This window comes from Streptococcus sp. Marseille-P7376 (genome assembly GCF_902460385.1).
GTDB lineage: Bacteria > Bacillota > Bacilli > Lactobacillales > Streptococcaceae > Streptococcus > Streptococcus sinensis.
This window is the reverse complement of sequence record NZ_CABPTS010000002.1, coordinates 107,169-128,838: the sequence shown is the minus strand read 5'-3', so window position 1 is coordinate 128,838 and position 21,670 is coordinate 107,169. Positions and strand designations below refer to the sequence as shown.

Annotated in this window: 19 protein-coding genes and 2 tRNA genes; 19 read left to right on the top strand and 2 right to left on the bottom strand. The window is 43.9% G+C overall.

Going from position 1 to position 21,670, the window contains the following annotated elements; translation table 11 throughout:
* The 5 genes from FZ952_RS02230 to nt5e all read left to right on the top strand — a co-directional run bounded on the left by FZ952_RS02230 (nt 1) and on the right by nt5e (nt 6,295).
* Nucleotides 1-1,530 (top strand): glycosyltransferase family 39 protein, encoded by a 1,530-nt coding sequence (locus FZ952_RS02230; protein ID WP_148880422.1) that lies wholly within the window; start codon nt 1-3, stop codon nt 1,528-1,530.
* A 66-nt stretch (nt 1,531-1,596) separates the two neighbouring features.
* On the top strand, nt 1,597-2,250 hold the full coding sequence (locus FZ952_RS02225; protein ID WP_148880421.1) for a uracil-DNA glycosylase: 654 nt from the start codon (nt 1,597-1,599) through the stop codon (nt 2,248-2,250).
* Between the two features lie 8 nt (nt 2,251-2,258).
* Complete coding sequence (locus FZ952_RS02220; RefSeq protein WP_148880420.1) at nt 2,259-2,723, top strand: NUDIX hydrolase; 465 nt, start codon at nt 2,259-2,261, stop codon at nt 2,721-2,723.
* Nucleotides 2,724-2,735: 12 nt separating this feature from the next.
* Nucleotides 2,736-4,004, top strand: coding sequence for a dihydroorotase (locus FZ952_RS02215; RefSeq protein WP_148880419.1), 1,269 nt, complete (start codon nt 2,736-2,738; stop codon nt 4,002-4,004).
* Nucleotides 4,005-4,162: 158 nt separating this feature from the next.
* Entirely contained in the window at nt 4,163-6,295 is a 2,133-nt protein-coding gene (gene nt5e, locus FZ952_RS02210; protein WP_148880418.1) for a cell surface ecto-5'-nucleotidase Nt5e, read from the top strand.
* Nucleotides 6,296-6,475: 180 nt separating this feature from the next.
* Here nt5e and plsY read toward each other — a convergent pair whose 3' ends face one another.
* Complete coding sequence (plsY, locus tag FZ952_RS02200; protein ID WP_037617553.1) at nt 6,476-7,120, bottom strand: glycerol-3-phosphate 1-O-acyltransferase PlsY; 645 nt, start codon at nt 7,118-7,120, stop codon at nt 6,476-6,478.
* A gap of 222 nt (nt 7,121-7,342) precedes the next feature.
* Between plsY and parE the strand changes: the two genes are divergently transcribed.
* The 14 genes from parE (at nt 7,343) to rpsA (ending at nt 20,425) form a co-directional block, all read left to right on the top strand.
* A complete protein-coding gene (gene parE, locus FZ952_RS02195; protein WP_148880417.1) occupies nt 7,343-9,292 on the top strand; it encodes a DNA topoisomerase IV subunit B in 1,950 nt (649 codons plus the stop codon).
* Between the two features lie 16 nt (nt 9,293-9,308).
* Nucleotides 9,309-10,415: a hypothetical protein gene (locus FZ952_RS02190; protein ID WP_148880416.1), complete on the top strand. Its 1,107-nt coding sequence runs from the start codon at nt 9,309-9,311 to the stop codon at nt 10,413-10,415.
* Between the two features lie 267 nt (nt 10,416-10,682).
* Nucleotides 10,683-11,429, top strand: coding sequence for a DUF6261 family protein (locus FZ952_RS02185; RefSeq protein ID WP_148880415.1), 747 nt, complete (start codon nt 10,683-10,685; stop codon nt 11,427-11,429).
* A gap of 25 nt (nt 11,430-11,454) precedes the next feature.
* Nucleotides 11,455-12,060, top strand: coding sequence for a protein adenylyltransferase Fic (gene fic, locus FZ952_RS02180; RefSeq protein ID WP_148880414.1), 606 nt, complete (start codon nt 11,455-11,457; stop codon nt 12,058-12,060).
* A gap of 65 nt (nt 12,061-12,125) precedes the next feature.
* A complete protein-coding gene (locus tag FZ952_RS02175; protein ID WP_148880413.1) occupies nt 12,126-12,644 on the top strand; it encodes a hypothetical protein in 519 nt (172 codons plus the stop codon).
* A gap of 105 nt (nt 12,645-12,749) precedes the next feature.
* Entirely contained in the window at nt 12,750-13,103 is a 354-nt protein-coding gene (locus tag FZ952_RS02170; protein WP_231853854.1) for a DUF4962 domain-containing protein, read from the top strand.
* A 9-nt stretch (nt 13,104-13,112) separates the two neighbouring features.
* Nucleotides 13,113-13,946, top strand: coding sequence for an aminoglycoside 6-adenylyltransferase (locus tag FZ952_RS02165; protein ID WP_148880412.1), 834 nt, complete (start codon nt 13,113-13,115; stop codon nt 13,944-13,946).
* Nucleotides 13,927-14,661 carry a CPBP family intramembrane glutamic endopeptidase gene (locus tag FZ952_RS02160; protein ID WP_148880411.1) on the top strand — a complete coding sequence of 245 codons (735 nt, stop codon included), beginning with the start codon at nt 13,927-13,929 and terminating at the stop codon, nt 14,659-14,661. Before FZ952_RS02165 ends, FZ952_RS02160 begins: the two co-directional genes overlap by 20 nt.
* 52 nt (nt 14,662-14,713) lie before the next feature.
* Complete coding sequence (gene parC, locus FZ952_RS02155; protein WP_148880410.1) at nt 14,714-17,164, top strand: DNA topoisomerase IV subunit A; 2,451 nt, start codon at nt 14,714-14,716, stop codon at nt 17,162-17,164.
* 265 nt (nt 17,165-17,429) lie between these two features.
* Nucleotides 17,430-18,485, top strand: coding sequence for a branched-chain amino acid aminotransferase (locus tag FZ952_RS02145; protein WP_316246189.1), 1,056 nt, complete (start codon nt 17,430-17,432; stop codon nt 18,483-18,485).
* Nucleotides 18,486-18,577: 92 nt separating this feature from the next.
* On the top strand, nt 18,578-18,808 hold the full coding sequence (locus FZ952_RS02140; RefSeq protein ID WP_148880408.1) for a DUF2969 domain-containing protein: 231 nt from the start codon (nt 18,578-18,580) through the stop codon (nt 18,806-18,808).
* Between the two features lie 49 nt (nt 18,809-18,857).
* Nucleotides 18,858-18,938, top strand: a tRNA-Tyr gene (locus tag FZ952_RS02135).
* 49 nt (nt 18,939-18,987) lie between these two features.
* Nucleotides 18,988-19,059 (top strand) — tRNA-Gln (locus FZ952_RS02130).
* A 163-nt stretch (nt 19,060-19,222) separates the two neighbouring features.
* On the top strand, nt 19,223-20,425 hold the full coding sequence (gene rpsA, locus FZ952_RS02125; RefSeq protein ID WP_037616267.1) for a 30S ribosomal protein S1: 1,203 nt from the start codon (nt 19,223-19,225) through the stop codon (nt 20,423-20,425).
* A gap of 50 nt (nt 20,426-20,475) precedes the next feature.
* On the opposite strand, the gene FZ952_RS02120 is transcribed toward rpsA, so the two are convergent.
* Complete coding sequence (locus tag FZ952_RS02120) at nt 20,476-21,615, bottom strand: ISL3 family transposase (RefSeq protein WP_148880407.1); 1,140 nt, start codon at nt 21,613-21,615, stop codon at nt 20,476-20,478.
* Between the last annotated feature and the right edge of the window lie 55 nt (nt 21,616-21,670).

The window sequence follows — 21,670 nt, the reverse complement described above, 5'->3', positions numbered from 1 at the left end:
ATGTCTAAGATTTATCATGTCACTTTTTCGATCCTGCAAAAAATTATGCTGGTATTGAGCATTCATTGGTTGTTTACAGCTATTGGTTTCGGTGTCTATTTGGCTTATTTGAATAGTCTGGCTCTGATTTTGTTTGGCATCTTGGCCTTTCTAGCGGATCGCTATCGGCTTCAGCTCAAAAAGTCTTATCATTTTCTAATGCGGCATAAGCTTGCCATAGCGTTTGCAGCTCTTCTTTTTCAGCTCATCATGCTCTTATCGGCTGAGCTTTTGATTAGGCGGGATGCAGCGGTAGTTTTCACAGGGGCTTTCAAGTACCTGAAGGAGTCATCTATTTCCAGCTATCTGACGCGCAATCCCAATAATCTGCCCCTCTTTCTCTATGAGCGTTTTTTCTTCAACCTTTTTGGAGAAGCAGCTCTCTGGATTATGCAGGGACTCAATCTTTTTTATGTCAATATTGCGGCTTGGATTCTCTACAAAGGCTGTCAGAGATATTTTTCTCAGACTGTAGCAGATGTGACATTTACCCTCTATGTGGCTCTGGTCGGATTTTCACCTTATTACATGTCCATGTATACTGATATTCCCCCTCTGCCTTTAATTAGTTTACAGATTTTTCTGGCTCTTGGTTTACTCAAAAATCAGGAAAAAACCAGACAAATCATTGGCAGCAGCTTCTTGCTAGGAATTCTGACCAGTCTTGCCTTTCTGATTCGTCCGACAGTGATGATTCTGATGATTGCTGTTTTTGGAGTCCTGTTTTTGAGGAAAAACTGGAAAAAGTTTTTCTTGACTGCGACGGTATTCGGCCTTGGTTTTTCTGCTAGCTATCTTCCGCTTCATTATGGCCTAGCTCATCAGACAGAAGTGCCGATTATCCAAGGGAAAGGACTGGCCAAAGGACCGCTACTTTTCATCAATCTGGGTTTAACCAATATTGGTCACGATCAGGAGGATATGAAGGAAGGGCTGTTGCAATATGTTGATCCTGATAAGCGAGATGACTACAATAATGGAATGTTTGCTACCGAAAATGTCATTAAGGAAATCAAGCGTCGCCTGAAGGAATACACTCCGTTAACCTTTCTTCAACATCTGTATTATAAGCAATCTTTGACGGTTGCCGAAGGCAACTTGGGCTGGCTCTATCGGAGTGTTGAACATGAAAAAACGCCCTATATTTCACCGCTTTATGAAAGCACAAAAGATAATGCATTTACCCAGTTTATCCGTGATTTTTTCCTAAATTCAGATAAGGATAGTTATCGTTATTATTCGCTACTTAAGCAGGTGGTTTGGATTATTATGGCTTTAGGGCTTGTCTTTGCCCTTTGGAAATACCGACCAGACGACTCTTTGAATTTCTTAATTTTGGCAGTCTTTGGAGGTTTACTCTTTTTGCAAATTTTTGAGGGAGGGAAGACCCGTTATCTGATTCAGTTTTTGCCGCAGATTCTGATTTTATCTGCTGTGGGTTTGACTCAGTATCCGCTAGATTTGAATCGCATGAAGTTTTGGAAAAAATGAGGTCTAAGGAGACCTATTGTCATCCCTTGCTCGTAAACATAGAATGTAAAATAAAAAGGAGAGAAGATGCAGCATTCAGCTTGGCACGCTTTGATTAAGGAGCAGCTGCCAGAAGGTTATTTTGCAAAAATCAATCATTTTTTAGACGAAGTTTATGCTTCAGGAACCATTTACCCACCTCGCGACAAGGTTTTTAATGCCATTCAGACGACGGATTTGGCGGATGTTAAGGTGGTTATTTTAGGGCAGGATCCCTACCACGGACCGAGACAGGCGCAGGGCTTGAGTTTTTCGGTCCCTGATGACATTCCAGCACCGCCTTCTTTGCAGAATATTCTCAAAGAACTGGCTGATGATATCGGAGTGAAAGAGTCACATGATTTGACTTCATGGGCCCAGCAAGGAGTTCTCTTGCTCAATGCTGGACTGACAGTACCTGCTGGCCAGGCCAATGCTCATGCCGGCTTAATCTGGGAGCCTTTTACGGATGCCATTATTAAGGTCGTTAATGCAAAGTCAGATCCGGTTGTCTTTATCCTCTGGGGTTCTTACGCCCGTAAGAAAAAAGCTTTGATTAGTAATTCCCAACATTTGATTATTGAGTCGGCTCATCCAAGTCCGCTGTCTGCTTACCGTGGCTTTTTTGGCAGTAAACCCTTTTCCCGCACCAATGAGTTTTTAGTTACTAAAGGCTTGGAGCCTATCAATTGGTTAGCATAGGAGGTAGTATGGTTCAGTTAGCAACGATTTGTTATATTGATAATGGTCGGGATTTTCTCATGTTGCACCGCAACAAAAAGCCCAACGATGTCCATGCTGGGAAATGGATTGGTGTCGGTGGCAAGCTAGAGCGGGGAGAAACCCCGCAGGAATGCGCTGCTCGCGAAATTTTAGAGGAAACAGGTCTAAAGACCAAGCCTGTCCTAAAAGGTGTTATTACTTTTCCAGAATTCACTCCCGACTTGGACTGGTACACCTATGTTTTCAAGGTAACGGAGTTTGAAGGAGAGTTGATTGATTGCAATGAAGGGACGCTGGAATGGGTGCCTTACGATCAGGTTCTTTCAAAACCAACTTGGGAAGGTGATCATACCTTTGTTGAATGGCTGTTGGAGGATAAGCCCTTCTTTTCAGCCAAATTTGTTTATGATGGTGATAAACTGCTCGACACGCAGGTCGATTTTTACGAATAAAGGAGATAAAAAATGCTACTAATCAAGAATGGCCGTGTAATGGATCCTAAGTCTGGTCTAGATCAAGTGTGTGATGTGCTGGTGGAGGGCAAGAAAATTGTCAAAATCGGCCAAAATCTGGAAGCGACTGATGCCCAAGTTCTAGATGCCAGTGGTTTGGTCGTTGCCCCCGGTCTGGTTGACATTCACGTTCATTTTCGGGAGCCGGGTCAGACTCATAAGGAAGACATTCACACAGGAGCTTTGGCAGCGGCAGCAGGCGGCTTTACAACGGTCGTTATGATGGCCAATACCAATCCGACCATTTCTACAGTTGAAACGCTGCAGGAAGTGCTAGAGTCAGCTAGTCGTGAAAATATTCATATCAAGTCGGTCGCGACCATTACTGAGAATTTCGATGGCCAGCATTTGACAGATTTCAAAGCTCTCTTGGCTGCTGGTGCCGTTGGCTTCTCAGATGACGGGATTCCTTTGGAAAGTTCAAAGGTTCTTCGAGAAGCCTTGATCGAAGCCAGAAAAAACAAGACCTTTATTTGTCTGCATGAGGAAGATCCAGGACTCAACGGTATTCTGGGCTTCAATGAAAATATCGCCAAAGAGCATTTTAATTTTTGCGGGGCGACAGGTGTGGCCGAATATAGTATGATTGCTCGCGATGTCATGATTGCCTACGATGCTAAAGCCCATGTCCATATTCAGCATCTATCCAAGGCAGAAAGTGTCAAGGTTGTCGAGTTTGCCCAAAAACTGGGGGCTCAGGTAACGGCAGAAGCAGCACCTCAGCACTTCTCCAAGACTGAGTCTCTGCTGTTGACCAAGGGCAGCAGTGCTAAGATGAATCCGCCTTTGCGGTTGGAATCTGACCGTATGGGTGTCATTGAAGGGCTCAAATCGGGTGTCATTTCCGTTATTGCAACGGACCACGCACCTCACCATGCTGATGAGAAAAATGTGGCGGATATTACCAAGGCACCATCTGGTATGACTGGTCTTGAAACCTCGCTTTCTCTGGGGCTGACCTATCTGGTGGAAGCAGGGCACCTTAGCCTCATGCAACTGTTAGAGAAAATGACGGTCAATCCAGCTAGTCTCTATGATTTTAATGCTGGTTTTCTGGCCGAAGAAGGTCCAGCTGACATCACTATTTTCGATCCTAAAGCTGACCGCTTAGTCTCCGATCACTTTGCATCTAAAGCAGCCAACTCACCTTTTGTTGGTGAAGAACTCAAAGGTCAAGTCAAATATACCATCTGCGATGGAGAAATTGTCTTCCAAGCCTAAGTTTAAATTTGCAGAATAGCAACGTCCCTTTCAGATTTGGGGCGTTTTTTCTTATTATGGAGGAAAAGAGAGGACTTGGTTAAAATCTGACCAAATAAGATTCACTTTTTACAAAAAAACGGTATAATATTACAAAAAACATAGATTGGAGCTTTTTGATGAAAAAGAAGCATCTTATTTTACCTGTTTTATCCACAATCCTTTTGGCGCCTGCCTTTTTGGCCCATCAAGTTGCGGCGGATGATGTTCAACCAGCTACGACAGTGTCAAATCTTAGCAACTCTGTTCAACAGCCAGCTGAAACTGAAGTAGCACCGACCAGTGGTGAATCTGCCGATGAAGCTAGTGTGAATGCAGCTATAGCTGCTAATGGTCAGGACGCATCAGGTGCGGCGGCTCCTGAAGCAAATTTGCTTGAGGCAACCATTCTTCACACAAATGATGTACACGGCCGTATCGTGGAAGAAAAAGGTGTTATCGGAGATGCCAAGCTTGCAGCTGTCATCAAAGAAGAACGTGCGAAAAATCCTCAAACTCTCGTTGTGGATGCAGGTGATGCTTTCCAAGGTCTGCCAATTTCAAACAGTTCAAAAGGGGAAGAACGTGCGAAGATTCTGAATGAAATTGGTTATGATGCAATGGCGGTCGGAAACCATGAATTTGACTTTGGTTTGGATGAAGCCAAAAAATACAAAGAAATTCTCAATTTCCCACTGCTCAGCTCCAATACTTATGCTAACAATGCACGTGTTTTCCAAGCTTCAACCATTGTGGACAAGGATAAGAATGTAGAAGGTGATGAGTTTGTTGTGATTGGGGTGACCACTCCTGAGACAGCTACGAAAACCCACCCTAAAAACATTCAAGGTGTGACCTTCGCGGATCCAATCACAGAGGTTAATCGGGTGATTGACGAGGTCGAAGCACGTGCAGCTGCAGAAGGCAAGACTTACAAAAACTATGTTGTTCTGGCTCACTTAGGTGTTGATACTACGACGCCACTTGAATGGCGCGGCTCTACTCTAGCGGCAGCCCTGTCTGCAAATGAAAAACTCAGAGGCAAACGTGTTACCGTGATTGATGGTCACTCTCATACAGTTGAGTCCACTACTTACGGAGAAAATGTGACCTACAACCAGACTGGCAGCTACTTACATAATATCGGTAAAGTTACCTTTAAGGCCAACCAACTTTTGGGAAATCCTCAGCAAATCCCAGCTGAAACAGCTAAAAAAGCCACTCCAGATCCAGTTGTAGCAGAGATGGTCAAGAAGATTAAGGAAAAATACGATGCAGAAAATGCCAAGGTGGTCGTGGCAAACAGCCCTGTGGAGCTTAACGGTGATCGTGAAAATGTCCGCGTTCGAGAAACCAATCTGGGGAACGTGGTAGCAGATGCCCTTTACCAATATGGACAAACAGGATTTGCCAATAAAACAGACTTGGCTGTAACCAACGGTGGTGGTTTACGAGAAACGATTTCCAAAGACAAGCCAATTACTAAGGGAAATGTCATTGCTGTTCTGCCTTTCGGTAACACCATTTCTCAAATCAAGGTAACAGGTCAGAATATCGCAGATATGTTTGCCAAATCTTTGGGCTCAATCCTGCAAGAAAAAGATGGAAAACCTGTCTTGGATGAAAACGGCCAACCATTGTTAGAGCCAAGCGGCGGTTTCCTGCAAGTCTCTGGTGCTAAAGTTTACTATGACACAACCCTGCCAGCAGAGAAACGTATTCTTCACATCGAAATCAAGAATAAAGAAACAGGTGCTTATGAGGCTCTTGAACTGGCTAAGACCTATTACCTGACAACCAACGACTTCTTAGCAGCCGGTGGTGACGGTTATACCATGCTGGGTGGTGCACGTGAAGAAGGACCATCTATGGACGTAGCATTTGCAGACTATCTGGAAAGTGCTGATTTGACGGCTTATGCAGTTATCAATCCTAATTCTCGCACGATTTCTATGTCTGCTAGCAAGGATACAGATGGTGATGGCTACACAGACATCGAGGAAATCAAACAAGGCACCAATCCAAACGATGCCGCTTCTAAGCCTGGACAAAGTAACCCTACTACCCCAACGACTCCTAGCAATCCAGTAGTTCCATCTCACCTGAGCCAGCCGACCTATCAAGCTCCAGCACAGGTTCGTCCTACAGGAGCAGTAAGTAAGCAAGAAATTCTTCCGGAAACAGGAAGCAAAAATCCTTTCCTTATTTCCCTCTTTGGACTGGTTCTGGGAACGTTCGGCGTAGCAAGCCTGAAAAAAACTCAAAAAGACTAAGAAAAATGAGGCTGGGACAAAAGTCCTAGCCTCTCAATTGTTTTTGGATTGTCGAGCAAGACGCAGTGGTTGAGTGGGCTCTACTACGCTGATTTCATCAGCTTTTACAGCCCTACTCAACTGTGCGGAGGTGGGACGACGAAATCGAATTCTAACGAATTACCGATTTCTGTCCCACTCTCATTTTTTTGGATTTTGTTTGGTGAGATTGATGCCCCAAGGGATTAGGTTTTCAGTTTTATTTCGAATCCGCTGGATATTATCACGGTGACGAATGATGATAATAGCTGCCAATAGGATAATAATCAAGGTAAAAAGGAGATCATAGCTAGGTAAAAGAAAGCCAAAAGCAGGGAAAAGCAAAGCGGACAGGATGCCCACGATTGCGGAGACCACGCTGGCTAAGGAAATCATACTTCCCAGATAAAGGGTCGTCACAAAGACAAGTATTAGATAGATGAAGAAAGCTGGTGAGAAGCCTAGAACGACTCCCGCACTAGTCGCTACAGCCTTGCCCCCCTTAAAGCCCGCAAAGATAGGGAAGGTATGACCAATCACAGCCAAGAGACCGAAAATCAGTGGTGAAATCCCCTCAATATGCAGGAAAAGCGGCAGCAGGGTTGCCAGTGTACCTTTGAAAAAGTCAATCACAAAAGTTGCGGTGCCGGCCGTCTTTCCCAAAATACGGAAAGTATTAGTCGTGCCAGTATTGCCACTGCCGTATTCGCGGAGGTTCTTTTTAAAGAAAATCTGCCCAATCCACAAACCTGTCGGAATGGAGCCCAGTAAGTATGCTAGTATTAATCCAATTATCGTGTTCATCATGATTTCATTATACCATGATTTGGGGTTTGGACAAAGAACTATTCTGAGAATATTTTCAAGGAATTGTCTAGTCTGACGATTGTCAGCTAAGGCGAATTTCAGCTAGTTGAGTGGAAATCTAGGCTTTATCAGCCTTTTCAGAGCTATTTTTTAGAAAAAACTTTGCAAAATTTGCCAAAAACCTGTAAGATAATAAGGATGACTATCATGCAGGAGGTTCTTGTGGCAAAAAAGGAAATCAATATTAACAATTATAATGACGATGCCATTCAGGTATTAGAAGGGTTGGATGCGGTCCGCAAACGTCCGGGGATGTATATCGGATCGACTGACGGAGCGGGACTCCACCATCTGGTCTGGGAGATTGTAGACAATGCAGTCGATGAAGCCTTGTCAGGCTTCGGTGACCGAATCGAGGTCACCATCAACAAGGACGGCAGTCTGACCGTCGCAGACCACGGACGCGGGATGCCAGTCGGCAAGCACGCTATGGGGATTCCCACAGTTGAGGTCATCTTCACCGTTCTTCACGCTGGTGGTAAGTTCGGTCAAGGCGGATATAAGACCTCAGGCGGTCTCCACGGTGTAGGCTCCTCTGTCGTCAATGCCCTGTCTAGCTGGCTGGAAGTGGAAATCACGCGCGATGGCACTGTTTACAAGCAGCGCTTTGAAAATGGCGGAAAACCAGTCACTACGCTCAAGAAAATCGGCACGGCACCTAAGTCCAAGTCTGGGACCAAAGTGACCTTCATGCCGGATGACACGATTTTTTCAACGACAGACTTCAAGTACAACACCATTGCGGAGCGGCTGAAGGAATCAGCCTTCCTGCTCAAGAATGTTCGCCTGTCGTTGACCGATGCACGGATTGGCGAAGAAGTAGAGTTTCACTATGAGAACGGGGTTGAGGACTTTGTCAGCTACCTCAATGAAGACAAGGAAACCCTGACTCCTGTCCTCTATTTCGAGGGCGAGGAGAGCGGCTTCCAAGTTCAGGTGGCCCTCCAGTACAACGACGGCTACTCAGATAATATCTTGTCCTTTGTCAATAACGTCCGCACCAAGGACGGCGGGACCCATGAGACAGGGCTCAAGTCTGCCATTACCAAGGCCATGAACGACTATGCCAGAAAGACCGGCCTACTCAAGGACAAGGACAAGAATCTGGAAGGCTCGGACTACCGTGAGGGTCTAGCTGCTGTCCTGTCCATCCTGGTCCCTGAGGCGCACCTGCAGTTTGAAGGCCAGACCAAGGACAAGCTGGGCAGTCCTCTAGCTCGTCCGGCCGTGGACTCTATCGTCTCTGACAAGCTGACTTTCTTCCTCTTGGAAAATGGTGAGCTGGCGTCCAATCTCATCCGTAAGGCTATCAAGGCTAGAGATGCTAGGGAAGCGGCCCGCAAGGCGCGTGACGAAAGCCGCAATGGCAAGAAGAATAAGAAAGACAAGGGCTTGCTCTCTGGTAAGCTGACTCCAGCCCAGTCCAAGAACCCAGCCAAGAACGAACTCTATCTGGTCGAGGGAGACTCTGCCGGTGGCTCTGCCAAGCAAGGCCGTGACCGTAAGTTCCAAGCCATCCTGCCCCTGCGCGGTAAGGTTATCAATACTGCTAAGGCTAAGATGGCTGACATTCTCAAGAACGAAGAAATCAACACCATGATTTACACCATCGGTGCTGGTGTTGGGACAGACTTTACCCTTGAGGACGCCAACTATGACAAGATCATCATCATGACCGATGCGGACACCGACGGTGCCCATATCCAAACCTTGCTGCTGACCTTTTTCTATCGCTATATGCGCCCGTTGGTAGAGGCCGGCCGCGTCTATATCGCCCTGCCGCCTCTCTACAAGATGTCCAAGGGCAAGGGCAAGAGCGAAGTCGTCGAGTATGCCTGGACCGATGGAGAGCTAGATGACCTGCGCCGCAAGTTTGGCAAGGGTGCCATGCTTCAGCGCTACAAGGGGCTTGGTGAAATGAACGCTGACCAGCTCTGGGAGACGACCATGAATCCCGAAACCCGCACCCTCATCCGTGTCACCATTGAAGACCTGGCCCGCGCCGAACGCCGTGTCAATGTCCTCATGGGCGACAAGGTCGAACCACGCCGTAAGTGGATTGAGGATAACGTCAAGTTTACTCTTGAGGAGAGTGGGGAGATGGTGTTTTAGGGGGATATAGCAAAGCATGTTTATAACAATACAAAATGTTCAGCAAAATGATTTACCAATATCACAACAGTGGTGGTGGGTAGTATTAGCTCTGATAGTAACTACGATTTTGGGACCAATTATAGTACATAGTTTAAAAAATAGATTTGACAATGCAAAAAAGATAGATATAGTTGGAAATAGTATTTTAAACATAAATAACAGAAATGGAGTTCCTGAACCAGCAGCTTCTGGACAACAGTTATATTCAAATTTTTTATTAAATACTCTAACTGTAGAAAACAAAAGAAGTGCTATTCAATCAGTAACAGAAATTGAATTATATAATATCAGGAAAAACAATAACGATTTTCAAGATATTCAATACGATGGTGGCTTTTACGATAGAAATCAGAAATTTGTGCTTCTAACATATAACAATGGAACTAAAGAGTCGATGGTAGACCAGTATATTGTTAAGTTTACTAGGCTTGAGAAAGATACTTTTAAGGAAATTTATGAAACACAGAAAGTTCTACAAAATCCCCTGATTTTAAAGTCTGGAGATATTAAGAGTTTAATTATACTTCCATTTGATGAATTTGTTTCTGAATTTGAACAAAATACCAAATTACAATTTCTAAAAATTACAATTTTTGATAATACTGGAAAAGAAATACCTAATCTAATGTTAATTGTAGTTTACGATAGAAATGAAAAGAGATTTCGCAATAGCCCACTAGGTTTTGCTGGTTCTGTTATGGGTGAAGTTCCATTGATTAATTTGCTTGAAGACACCAAACAAAAATCTGTTACTTGCTTCCAACGATTAACTCCTGGTTCTAATGATGTTAAGTTTACCGTTTTAGTCGATAGAAGTTGTAAATTGAAATATAATGTAGCTGTTAAATGTGGAAAGAAAAGAATAGAGGATAAACACAAATATTCTATAGATATTCGAGTTCCTGTGTATAAACAGGAAAGGGGGACTTTTTATGGTGATTTTTATACATTCTTATTTAAAATGAATCATGCTTTAAATGATGATATTGATTATAATAAAGATCTAATCAATACTTTAAAGAGCGATTTGATTTATGATAAATATTATGCTGCTAGAACCTTTGCTAACGCAAAAATATAGTAAGCACTGTGATGAATGCTGCCATAGCATACATCAAACACCTCACCAGATTTTCGGATAAGCTCTCCAGAGCGTGAATGAGTCCGTCCGATTTTCGGACGAGGCCTTTCTTGGTAAATTCTGTTTGTCCGAAAATCGGACGAGCGTTTTTGGAGTAAAAGACGAACTTCTGTTTTTCGGACGAGCTCTTACAAGAGCAAAAAACTTTTTCCGAAAATCGGATGGAGTAAAAAGCACATTAAAATAAAAAATTAGGAGATTGTAAAAATGAAAAAAATTTATGGAACTACCAGTTTGGATGTTAAATCTTTAGAAAACAACGAATTTTTCCAGCTCATGTCTGAGAGCATGGAGGAAATTGCGGCTTTTATCAAGGAAAACAAGGTGGACGCTATTTACACGGCTAAGTTGACGGAGATGGAGCAACTTTTGGCTAAGCTACAGGGCGGGCTTCATCAGACCAAGTCCAGCAAGCTAGTGGCTAGTCTGGATCAGGCTGACCGTGAGCGCGACGATGCTTTGGCTACGCTCCAGTCTTTAGTTCGGGCCTTTGCACGGGTCAAGGATGCAGCGACCAAGGAGGCCTACGAGACCCTGTCTCAGCTCCTGAAAAACTACAGTGGCCTAGCTGGAACTAGCTTTGAAAAGGAGACCGAGGGCATAAAGCATCTACTTCAAGAGCTGAAAAAGTCAGCCTACCAGACAGCGCTAGCTAAGTTGCATCTGGAAGCCCATGTTGATAGTCTGGCAGCGGCTCAGAAGGCCTTTGACAAGGTTTACAAGGAGCGACTGACAGAGCTCAAGGGCAAGGCTCCAAGCCAGAATAAGACCGTCCGCCTCAAGCTACAAGAAATTTATGATTTTCTTGTGGACTTCACCGCCATCGGTGCTTACGCTTATCCCGAAAGAACTCACATGGTCAACCTCCGCGACCACCTCAACACTATCCGCAGCCGCTACAAAAAACGCAAACCAGCCAAGAAGGTGAAAGAAGAAGTGGCGGAGGCGAACTAGCAACTTCTGACGAAAGGAGCCAACCATGACGCTTGACAATAAACTGGGGCTGACGGATTCACTTGAACTAGCTAAGATTGAAGAAAAAATCAGCAAAACCCGAGCTAAAAAACTTTTTGAAGAGCAGCTTCTGGACGATAAAGCAGCTGGCACCTATGCGACTCTGGCCTTTATTCATAGGTTCTTATTTGAAGAAATCTATGACTTCGCTGGCCAGATTCGGACAGTCAATCTCGCCAAAGGGAATTTTCGCTTTGCGCCTGTCATGTATCTGGCAGCTTCCTTGGAAAATATCGACCGCATGCCTCAGCAGACCTTTGAGCAGATTGTCGAAAAGTACGTTGAGCTAAATATTGCCCACCCTTTTCGCGAGGGGAATGGTAGGAGCATGAGGCTTTGGCTGGACCACCTACTCAAGGCTGAGCTGGGGCAAGTTGTGGACTGGTCTCAAGTGGACAAGGAAGATTACCTCCTAGCTATGGAGCGCAGCCCCATTCGAGACACAGAAATCAAGCATGTCCTCAAGCAAGCCCTCACAACGGACATTCATAACCGCAACCTCTACATGAAGGGCGTTGACCATAGTTACTACTATGAAGGATATAGCCTATATAAAGCTGAGGAGTTGTGAGAGGAGAAGAAGTAACTCCGCTCTGATTTAACAAGCTGATTTTCACTCATTGGAGGTAAGTGTGTATGTTTGGATATCTTTTATACTATGCTTATATCATTATTCCTGTCGTTGCAGGGCCTGTTATTTATTTAATCTATTACAGTAAGCGGCCTAACCGAACTCATTTTATTTTTTCCTTTGTCTTAATGGTTATTACCGCTTGCATCTTTTTGTTTGATAATCCCTTAGCAGGTAGGGAGTATGCGGGATTGCTCTTCATATTTTACTTCTCTTTTACTTTTTCCCCTTTAAACCTCCTTTGTGGAATCACTGCTTTTATAAAGAGTATTCTCCATCGTAGATGTTTCCCAGAAAAGCTAGCAAATATTCTGATGATCAATTCCCTCTTGTTCATGATTGCTTCCATCTGTAATATCATGATGTTATTTTTAACCACCTTCCTTCAATATTGGTCCGATATGTTGGAACCCTTATTCACTGGCTGGATATGTGTGTTCTTGCCCCTTTCTTTTATTAGCGCTACTGTTCAGTTAGTAGTTGGTTATCGTGAAAATAAAAATATAAAAGAGACTTTTGGCTAGTTAAAAGAGCATAACACATTCTTTATTCAGGTTTAATATAATAGTTCTATTTTGTAAGGGATTATTATAGATACCAAGAACTTTGATATTAGGAGGCATACTCGTATGAAAAAATGTAGTCTTATTATTTTGTTGACTTGCTTGATGGTACTTCTGGTAGCTTGTAGTTCTAGGGCTGATCTGACTTGGCTTAAGGGGCGCTGGTATAGCAAGGACTGGCAGGTGACTTATACCTTTAAGGAAACAAAGGAGCACTGGTCTATTTATAACAGTGATGAAGCGGTAGCTGAAAGTGCGACGCTCAAGCAGAAGGATATAAAGACCGTTGAGCTGACAGACACCGACGGCACTCATTTCATCATCGAAAAAGTCAATGACAGGAAGATGTATTTCCAGCAAGTCTCTAAAGAAGGGCTACTTGGCACAACAGCCAGTGTCGTCTTTGAGAAGGAGGAGTAATTGGACTTTATGAGAACTGAACCCGAGATGTTTGACGTGATTTTGCAAACTGCAAAAGTGCTACAAGTCAACGCTGTCGCCATGTCCGGCTCACGGACAAACCCAAATGCCCCCAAGGACGAGTTCCAAGACTATGATGTGGTCTACATTGTGGAGGATTTGGATGGTCTGACGGCCGACCTTGCTTGGTTGGAAAGGTTTGGCAAGCGCATCATCGAGCAGCATAACCTACTTGACCATCGCCGCCTCTATCTCATGCTCTTTGAAGATGGCAATCGGATCGATTTGACCCTCTGCCCCAAAGAGCACATCAAAGAGTGGGTGGATAGTGAAGCAGATTTCACGGTGCTGGATGACCCGCAGGGGCTTTTTGCCCCTTATGCACCGACGCCTAAGCGCTACTGGACGGCACCAGCTAGTGCGACTGACTTTGACAAATCCTGCAATGAATTTTGGTGGGTGTCAGCCTATGTGGTCAAGGGCATTTGTCGAAATCACCTTGTCTATGCGACAGATCATCTGTATGGAATCTGCCAGCAAGAATTGCTCAAGCTTTTAGCTTGGCAAGTGGCAGCAGAAAAGGGGACGGTTGATGTTGGTAAGAACTACAAATACCTCTTTCAGTATTTGCCTGCCAAGAAAGAGAAAGAATTTACAGCCTTGCTTGACTTTTCTGACCAGAAAAGCCTCACCAAGTCTCTATTGGCTACCATGGACTTTTTCTACAAAGAAGCACAAGCTTTCTCTCTCAAAACCGGCTTCCACTATGACAAAGCAACCGCAGAGAAGATGATTGAGTATGCTGAGGAGAGGCTCGAAACAAATGAAACATTTACAAAATAATAAGATAACAAAATTTTTACTGATTAGTTTTCTCATTTCTTGGGGATTTGGTTGGGGATTGCTCGCTTTTCTGACGCAAATGAGCCTCTTAAGTCTAACAAGTCCACTGGGAGTTTTTCTCCATCTACTAGGAGGTTTCGGTCCAACCATTGCAGCCATTTCTTGTTTGCCTCAAAAATCAATTAAAAGCATAGTCTCTTTTATCTTGGGGGACTCAAAGAAATATATTTTATTATTTCTTTTACTAATTTTCGTGCAGACGGGTGTTATTGCTTTTTCTTCTAAGGAGATTAATCCAGCTTTTCCGCTAGGAAATTTGTTTGTTGTTTTTTTGAGTGCAGTCTGTGTTTATGGTGGCGAAGAAGAATTGGGATGGCGAGGCACCTTGCAACCAACTTTGGAAACTAGATTCTCCTTTTGGATTTCCAGTTTAATAACAGGTTGTATTTGGGCAGCATGGCATATACCTTTATGGTTTGTGATTGGAAGTTCCCAAAGTAGGATGCCTTTTATATTATTCAGTCTATTCGCAATTTATCTCAGCATTCTTCTAGCGGCTGTTTTCAAAAAGACTAGGTCGGTCCTCTTTTGCGCCATTTTTCACGGTCTAATTAATACCCTACTTAGCTTATTTGTTATTAAAATTAATCTTTTATTCATTCTAGGATTAGTAGGATTGCTCTTCTTTTCTCACTACCTACAAAGAAACAGTTAAATTTATAAAATATAGATTTACTTTACAATAAAACACTAAAAAGAGAATTATTATGTCCAACATTCAAAACATGTCCCTTGAGGACATCATGGGAGAGCGCTTTGGTCGCTACTCCAAATATATCATTCAAGAGCGGGCTTTGCCGGACATTCGCGATGGCTTGAAGCCTGTTCAGCGCCGTATTCTTTATTCGATGAACAAGGACGGCAATACCTTTGACAAGGGCTACCGCAAGTCAGCCAAGTCAGTTGGGAACATCATGGGGAATTTCCACCCCCACGGTGACAGCTCCATCTACGATGCCATGGTCCGCATGTCTCAGGACTGGAAGAACCGTGAGATTCTCGTTGAGATGCACGGAAATAATGGTTCCATGGACGGTGATCCACCGGCGGCTATGCGTTATACTGAGGCGCGCTTGTCTGAGATGGCTGGCTATCTTTTGCAGGATATCGAGAAAAATACTGTTCCTTTTGCTTGGAACTTTGACGATACCGAGAAGGAGCCGACTGTTCTGCCAGCAGCCTTTCCTAATCTCTTGGTCAATGGAGCAACTGGGATTTCCGCTGGTTATGCGACTGATATTCCACCTCATAATCTAGCCGAAGTCATTGACGCGGTCATCTATATGATTGACCATCCGTCTGCCAAGGTGGACAAACTCATGGAGTTTCTTCCTGGTCCAGACTTCCCGACAGGAGCTATCGTCCAAGGTCGTGATGAAATCAAGAAAGCCTACGAGACTGGTAAAGGTCGTGTCGTGGTGCGCTCTAGAACTGAGATTGAAAAGCTAAAGGGTGGAAAAGAGCAAATCGTCATCACCGAGATTCCTTACGAGATTAATAAAGCGGTCTTGGTCAAGAAAATCGACGATGTGCGGGTCAATAATAAGGTGGCCGGCATTGCTGAGGTGCGGGACGAATCCGACCGTGACGGTCTTCGTATTGCCATCGAGCTTAAGAAAGATGCTAATACCGAGCTGATTCTCAACTACCTCTTTAAGTACACTGATTTGCAGGTCAATTACAACTTTAACATGGTGGCTATTGATAATTTCACGCCTCGTTTGGTGGGGATTGTACCAATCTTGACCAGCTACATTGCCCACCGCAAGGAGATTATTCTGGCTCGCAGCCGCTTTGACAAGGCCAAGGCTGAGAAACGGCTTCATATCGTGGAAGGATTGATTCGGGTGCTTTCCATCTTGGACGAGGTGATTGCCCTGATTCGTGCTTCCGAAAACAAAGCGGACGCCAAGGAAAATCTTAAAGTTAGCTATGATTTCACTGAGGAGCAAGCTGAGGCTATCGTCACTCTCCAACTCTACCGTTTGACCAATACAGATGTAGTGGTTCTGGAAGAGGAAGAAGCAGAGCTCCGCGAGAAGATTGCCATGCTGGCTGCCATTATCGGTGATGAGCGCACCATGTATAATCTTATGAAGCGGGAGCTCCGCGATGTCAAGAAGAAGTTTGGCAATCCGCGTCTCAGTGAGTTGCAAGATACAGCAAATGCCATTGAGATTGATACAGCTAGTCTGATTGTTGAGGAAGAAACCTATGTCAGCGTGACTCGTTCTGGTTATATCAAGCGGACCAGTCCGCGTTCCTTCTCTGCTTCGACCTTAGAGGAGATGGGCAAGCGTGATGATGACCGCCTGATTTTCCTCAGTCCAGCCAAGACGACTCAGCACTTGCTGATTTTTACGAGTCTAGGAAATGTCATTTACCGGCCTGTTCATGAGCTGTCAGACATCCGATGGAAAGAAATCGGCGAACACCTCAGCCAGACCATCAGCAATTTTGATACCAAGGAAGAGGTTATCTATACAGAATTGCTGGACAGCTTTGAGGAAGGGACTTACTTTGCAGCGACCAAGCTAGGCCAAATCAAGCGAGTGGAGCGCAAGGAGTTCAGCCCTTGGCGGACCTACAAGTCTAAGTCGCTCAAGTTTGCCAAGCTGAAAAATGAAGAAGATCAGGTCATTGCTCTGGCACCGATTAAGCTAGACGATGTCATGTTAGTGACTACAAAGGGCTATGCCCTGCGTTTCAATATTGAAGAAGTACCAGTTGTCGGAGCTAAAGCGGCTGGAGTAAAGGCTATCAACCTCAAGAAGGACGATGTCCTAGCGGCAGCCTTTATCGCCAACACAGACTCGCTTTACATCCTGACTCAGCGCGGTTCGCTCAAGCGTATGGCAGTCGCAGATATTCCTGTTGCCAGTCGGGCAAATCGCGGTCTTCAAGTTCTGAGAGAGCTTAAGACCAAGCCGCATCGTGTCTTCGCAGCTGGTCCAGTCTTTGGCGAAGCTACGGACTTTGACCTCTTTACTACCGAAGCAGAAGCCAGTGAGGAGCAGATTTTACAAGTCCTTTCTAATAAAGGAACGGCCTATGAAATCAATCTGGCTGACCTCAGCCTGTCTGAGCGCACCAGTAACGGCAGCTTTATCTCTGATACTATTTCAGACGAAGAAGTCTTCTCAGCTTATATCAAATAATCCATATTAGAGAGTGGGACAGAAATCGGTAATTCGTTAGAATTCGATTTCGTCGTCCCACCTCCGCACAGTTGAGTAGGGCTGTAAAAGCTGATGAAATCAGCGTAGTAGAGTCCACTCAACCACTGCGTCTTGCTCGACAATCCAAAGACAATTGAGAGGCTAGGACTTTTGTCCCAGCCTCATTTTTAAAAGAAATTTTCAGAATATTGCAAATAAAACTTGAAGTTTTCATAAAAAGGTGTAAAATAGGGAGTATCTATAAATTGAAAGATTAGGAAAAGAGGAAAAGACTATGACAGTAAATCTTGACTGGGAAAATCTTGGATTTTCATATATGAAATTACCCTATCGCTATATCGCTCATTACCGGAATGGTCAGTGGGAGAAGGGCCAGCTGACTGAAGATGCGATCCTGCATATTTCTGAGTCCTCGCCGTGTCTTCACTATGGCCAGCAGGCTTTTGAGGGGCTGAAAGCTTATCGCACTAAGGATGGCAGTATCCAGCTTTTCCGTCCAGATGAAAATGCTAAGCGCCTGCAACGCACGTCAGATCGCCTGCTCATGCCACAAGTTCCTACAGAAATGTTTGTGGATGCGGTCAAGCAGGTTGTTCGCGCCAATCAAGAATATGTTCCGCCATACGGAACAGGCGGTACCCTTTATATTCGTCCGCTCTTGATTGGGGTTGGCGATATTATCGGAGTAAAGCCAGCTGAGGAGTACATTTTCACGATTTTCACCATGCCAGTTGGCAATTACTTCAAGGGTGGCTTGATGCCAACGAATTTCTTGATTCAGGATGAATACGACCGCGCAGCTCCACACGGTACAGGTGCGGCTAAGGTTGGTGGGAATTATGCGTCCAGTCTTCTGCCAGGAAAAATTGCTAAAGAAAAGAACTTTTCTGATGTCATTTACTTGGACCCTGCGACTCATACTAAGATTGAGGAAGTCGGCTCAGCTAATTTCTTTGGAATTACCAAGGATAATGAATTTGTGACCCCGCTCAGTCCATCCATTCTACCGTCTATTACTAAATATTCTCTGCTTTATCTGGCCGAGCACCGCTTAGGTCTTACTCCGATTGAGGGCGATGTACCGATTGATGATTTGGATCGATTTGTCGAAGCAGGTGCCTGTGGAACAGCAGCTGTCATCTCACCAATCGGAGGAATCCAGCATGGTGATGATTTCCATGTCTTTTATAGCGAGACGGAAGTCGGACCTGTGACCCGCAAGCTCTACGATGAATTGACCGGCATCCAATTCGGTGATGTGGAAGCACCAGAAGGCTGGATTGTCAAAGTAGATGAATAACCCAAGAGCCCTTTGAGGCTCTTTTTAATGACGAAATCACTTGCCAGCTTAGCTATTTTCGTGTAAAATAGAGACTTGAAAGAGGTAGAAGAATGAGTAAAAAAGATAAAAAAATTGAGATTCAGATTGCAGATAGCAAGGTAACCGTCGGTGCTGATCAATTTGATGGGTATACACTCTCCATTGGGAAAAAGGCAATTGGTGAGATTGCGGAGTTTGATGGCCAATTTGCAGTTGTAAAAAATGGAAATGTTGAAAGTTTTTATAAAAAGCTTGAAAAAGCAGTGGAAAGTTTGATTGAAACCTACAGTTTAGGTAAATAAGGGCTTGCATTTTCATGGCAACAATGATATAATAGATGTCGTTGATTGCGGAGAGATAGCGAAGAGGCTAAACGCGGCGGACTGTAAATCCGCTCCTTCGGGTTCGGGGGTTCGAATCCCTCTCTCTCCATTAGCGTTACTTGTGATGATGATAAAGTGACTTTTGTCAGCGCTCATCTTGGGGTATAGCCAAGCGGTAAGGCAAGGGACTTTGACTCCCTCATGCGTTGGTTCGAATCCAGCTACCCCAGTTCTTAGGTAATAGATCAGATAAATGATAAAATATCGTTGGATATTTTATTTCTTTATAGGGTGGAAAACGTTAAAGATAAATCAAATGTCGTTTGCGGGTGCTTAGGAAAATAATTATAAGTATGTCAAGTAGTATACTTGATTGTTGGAGGATTTTTTTAGATGAATGAATTTGAAGATTTGCTAAACAGTGTTAGCCAAGTTGAGCCAGGTGACGTCGTTACTGCTGAAGTATTGACTGTTGACGCTAACCAAGCTAATGTTGCAATCGCTGGAACTGGTGTTGAGGGTGTTTTGACTCTTCGTGAGTTGACAAACGACCGTGATGCAGACATTAATGACCTTGTAAAACCAGGTGAAACACTTGAATTGCTTGTTCTTCGTCAAGTAGTAGGTAAAGACACTGATACTGTAACTTACCTAGTATCTAAAAAACGTTTAGAAGCTCGCAAAGCATGGGACAAATTGGTTGGTCGTGAAGAAGAAGTTGTTACTGTTAAGGGCACTCGTGCTGTTAAAGGTGGACTTTCTGTTGAGTTTGAAGGACTTCGTGGATTTATTCCAGCTTCAATGCTCGATACTCGTTTCGTTCGCAACACTGAGCGTTTTGTAGGTCAAGAATTTGATGCTAAAATTAAAGAAGTAGATCCAAAAGAAAACCGCTTCATCCTTTCACGTCGTGAAGTTGTAGAAGCAGCTGCAGCTGCAGCTCGTGCGGAAGTATTTGGCAAGCTCAATGTTGGTGATGTTGTGACTGGTAAAGTTGCTCGTATCACAAGCTTTGGTGCTTTCATTGATCTTGGTGGTGTTGATGGATTGGTTCACTTGACTGAACTTTCTCACGAACGCAATGTTTCACCAAAATCTGTTGTTTCAGTTGGTGAAGAAATCGAAGTGAAGGTTCTTGACTTGAACGAAGAGGAAGGTCGTGTGTCACTTTCACTTAAAGCAACAACTCCTGGACCTTGGGATGGCGTTGAGCAAAAACTTGCTGCTGGTGATGTGATTGAAGGAACAGTAAAACGTTTGACTGACTTCGGTGCTTTCGTTGAAGTATTGCCAGGAATTGATGGACTTGTTCATATCTCACAAATTTCACACAAACGTGTTGAAAATCCAAAAGATGCGCTTAAAGTTGGTCAAGAAGTGACTGTTAAAGTTCTTGAAGTAAATGCTGCCGCTGAGCGTGTATCACTTTCTATCAAGGCTCTTGAAGAACGTCCAGCTCAAGAAGAAGGACAAAAAGAAGAGAAACGTCAATCTCGTCCACGTCGCCCACGTCGTCAAGAAAAACGTGACTTTGAGCTTCCAGAAACTCAAACTGGTTTCTCAATGGCGGATCTTTTTGGTGACATCGAATTGTAATTTTAGATTAAGAAGTGGCTCTTTGTCAACTGTAGTGGGTTAACGAAAAGTCATATCCTGGAGAGGACCGAATTGGTTCTCTCCTTTTTGATATTCAAAGTGATGAGAATTCTAGTTCTAAAGTTGTCAAAGTTCCGAAATCCAAAAGCGTTGCGCTTGATAACCTTGATGAGGTTGTTTGTAGCCTCTAGTTTTGCATTTGAGTAAGGGAGTTCAAGAGCGTTGATAATTTTATCTTTGTCCTTGAGAAAGGTTTTAAAAACAGTCTGAAAGATAGGATTTATACAAGCAATCCTTTCTTCAATGAGTCCAAAGAAATGCTCAGCTTGTTTCTCTTGAAAATGAAAAAGCAAGAGTTGGTAAAGCTCATAGTGTTCTCTGAGTTCTTGAGAGTAAGAGAGTAGCTTTTCAAGAATCTCTTGATTTGTCAAGTGCAAGCGAAAAGTCGGACGATAAAAGCGTTTATCGCTGAGTTTCCGACTATCTTGTTGAATGAGTTTCCAGTAGCGTTTCAATGCTTTGTATTCATGCGATTTTCGATCCAAATGATTCATGATTTGAACACGAACACGACTCATAGCCCGGCTGAGATGTTGCACAATGTGAAAGCGATCGAGGACGATTTTAGCGCATGGAAAAAGTTGTCTAGCCAAGTCATAGTAGGGACTAAACATGTCCATGGTAATGACTCTAACGCCGTTTCGGACCTGTCTGGAATAGCGCAGAAAGTGATTGCGAATCGTTGCTTGGGTCCGTCCATCTAAGATAGCTATGATCTTTCTGGAATCGAAATCCTGTGCAATGAAGCTCATCTTTCCTTTCTTGAAGCTGTATTCATCCCAGCTCATGTGTTCTGGAAGGTAGCTAAGGTCAGTCTTGAACTTGAATTCTTTCAATTTACGAATGACGGTGGAAGTAGAGACAGCCATTTTTCCGCAATCCTGATAGCGGAAACGTCGTTTCCTTAGACGAATCAATGTCTTGTATCCCGCGCACTCTAGATAGGGAATTTTCGATTCTTTCTGGAAGTCATATTTAGCCATTTGTCCTTGACAGTGAGGGCATTTAGGTGCGGGATAATCTAGCTTGGCGAAGATTTCTTTATGCGTTCCAGCATTTAGAACATTCAAGATAGTGATGTTAGGGTCTTTGATTTCCAGTAAGTTTGTGATAAAATTTAATTGTTCCATAAGATTCTTTCTAATGATGGTTTTGTCGCTTTTCATTATAGGTCATATGGGACTT

Bases quoted from the DNA above. Each gene is read 5' to 3' on its own strand.
- plsY (WP_037617553.1), bottom strand. From the start codon at position 7,120: ATGATGAACACGATAATTGGATTAATACTAGCATACTTACTGGGCTCC.
- fic (WP_148880414.1), top strand. From the start codon at position 11,455: ATGACGCTTGACAATAAACTGGGGCTGACGGATTCACTTGAACTAGCT.
- FZ952_RS02140 (WP_148880408.1), top strand. From the start codon at position 18,578: ATGAGTAAAAAAGATAAAAAAATTGAGATTCAGATTGCAGATAGCAAG.
- FZ952_RS02120 (WP_148880407.1), bottom strand. From the start codon at position 21,615: ATGGAACAATTAAATTTTATCACAAACTTACTGGAAATCAAAGACCCT.
- parC (WP_148880410.1), top strand. From the start codon at position 14,714: ATGTCCAACATTCAAAACATGTCCCTTGAGGACATCATGGGAGAGCGC.
- FZ952_RS02215 (WP_148880419.1), top strand. From the start codon at position 2,736: ATGCTACTAATCAAGAATGGCCGTGTAATGGATCCTAAGTCTGGTCTA.
- FZ952_RS02160 (WP_148880411.1), top strand. From the start codon at position 13,927: ATGAAACATTTACAAAATAATAAGATAACAAAATTTTTACTGATTAGT.
- FZ952_RS02170 (WP_231853854.1), top strand. From the start codon at position 12,750: ATGAAAAAATGTAGTCTTATTATTTTGTTGACTTGCTTGATGGTACTT.
- FZ952_RS02220 (WP_148880420.1), top strand. From the start codon at position 2,259: ATGGTTCAGTTAGCAACGATTTGTTATATTGATAATGGTCGGGATTTT.
- nt5e (WP_148880418.1), top strand. From the start codon at position 4,163: ATGAAAAAGAAGCATCTTATTTTACCTGTTTTATCCACAATCCTTTTG.
- FZ952_RS02165 (WP_148880412.1), top strand. From the start codon at position 13,113: ATGAGAACTGAACCCGAGATGTTTGACGTGATTTTGCAAACTGCAAAA.
- FZ952_RS02175 (WP_148880413.1), top strand. From the start codon at position 12,126: ATGTTTGGATATCTTTTATACTATGCTTATATCATTATTCCTGTCGTT.
- FZ952_RS02230 (WP_148880422.1), top strand. From the start codon at position 1: ATGTCTAAGATTTATCATGTCACTTTTTCGATCCTGCAAAAAATTATG.
- FZ952_RS02185 (WP_148880415.1), top strand. From the start codon at position 10,683: ATGAAAAAAATTTATGGAACTACCAGTTTGGATGTTAAATCTTTAGAA.
- FZ952_RS02190 (WP_148880416.1), top strand. From the start codon at position 9,309: ATGTTTATAACAATACAAAATGTTCAGCAAAATGATTTACCAATATCA.
- FZ952_RS02225 (WP_148880421.1), top strand. From the start codon at position 1,597: ATGCAGCATTCAGCTTGGCACGCTTTGATTAAGGAGCAGCTGCCAGAA.
- rpsA (WP_037616267.1), top strand. From the start codon at position 19,223: ATGAATGAATTTGAAGATTTGCTAAACAGTGTTAGCCAAGTTGAGCCA.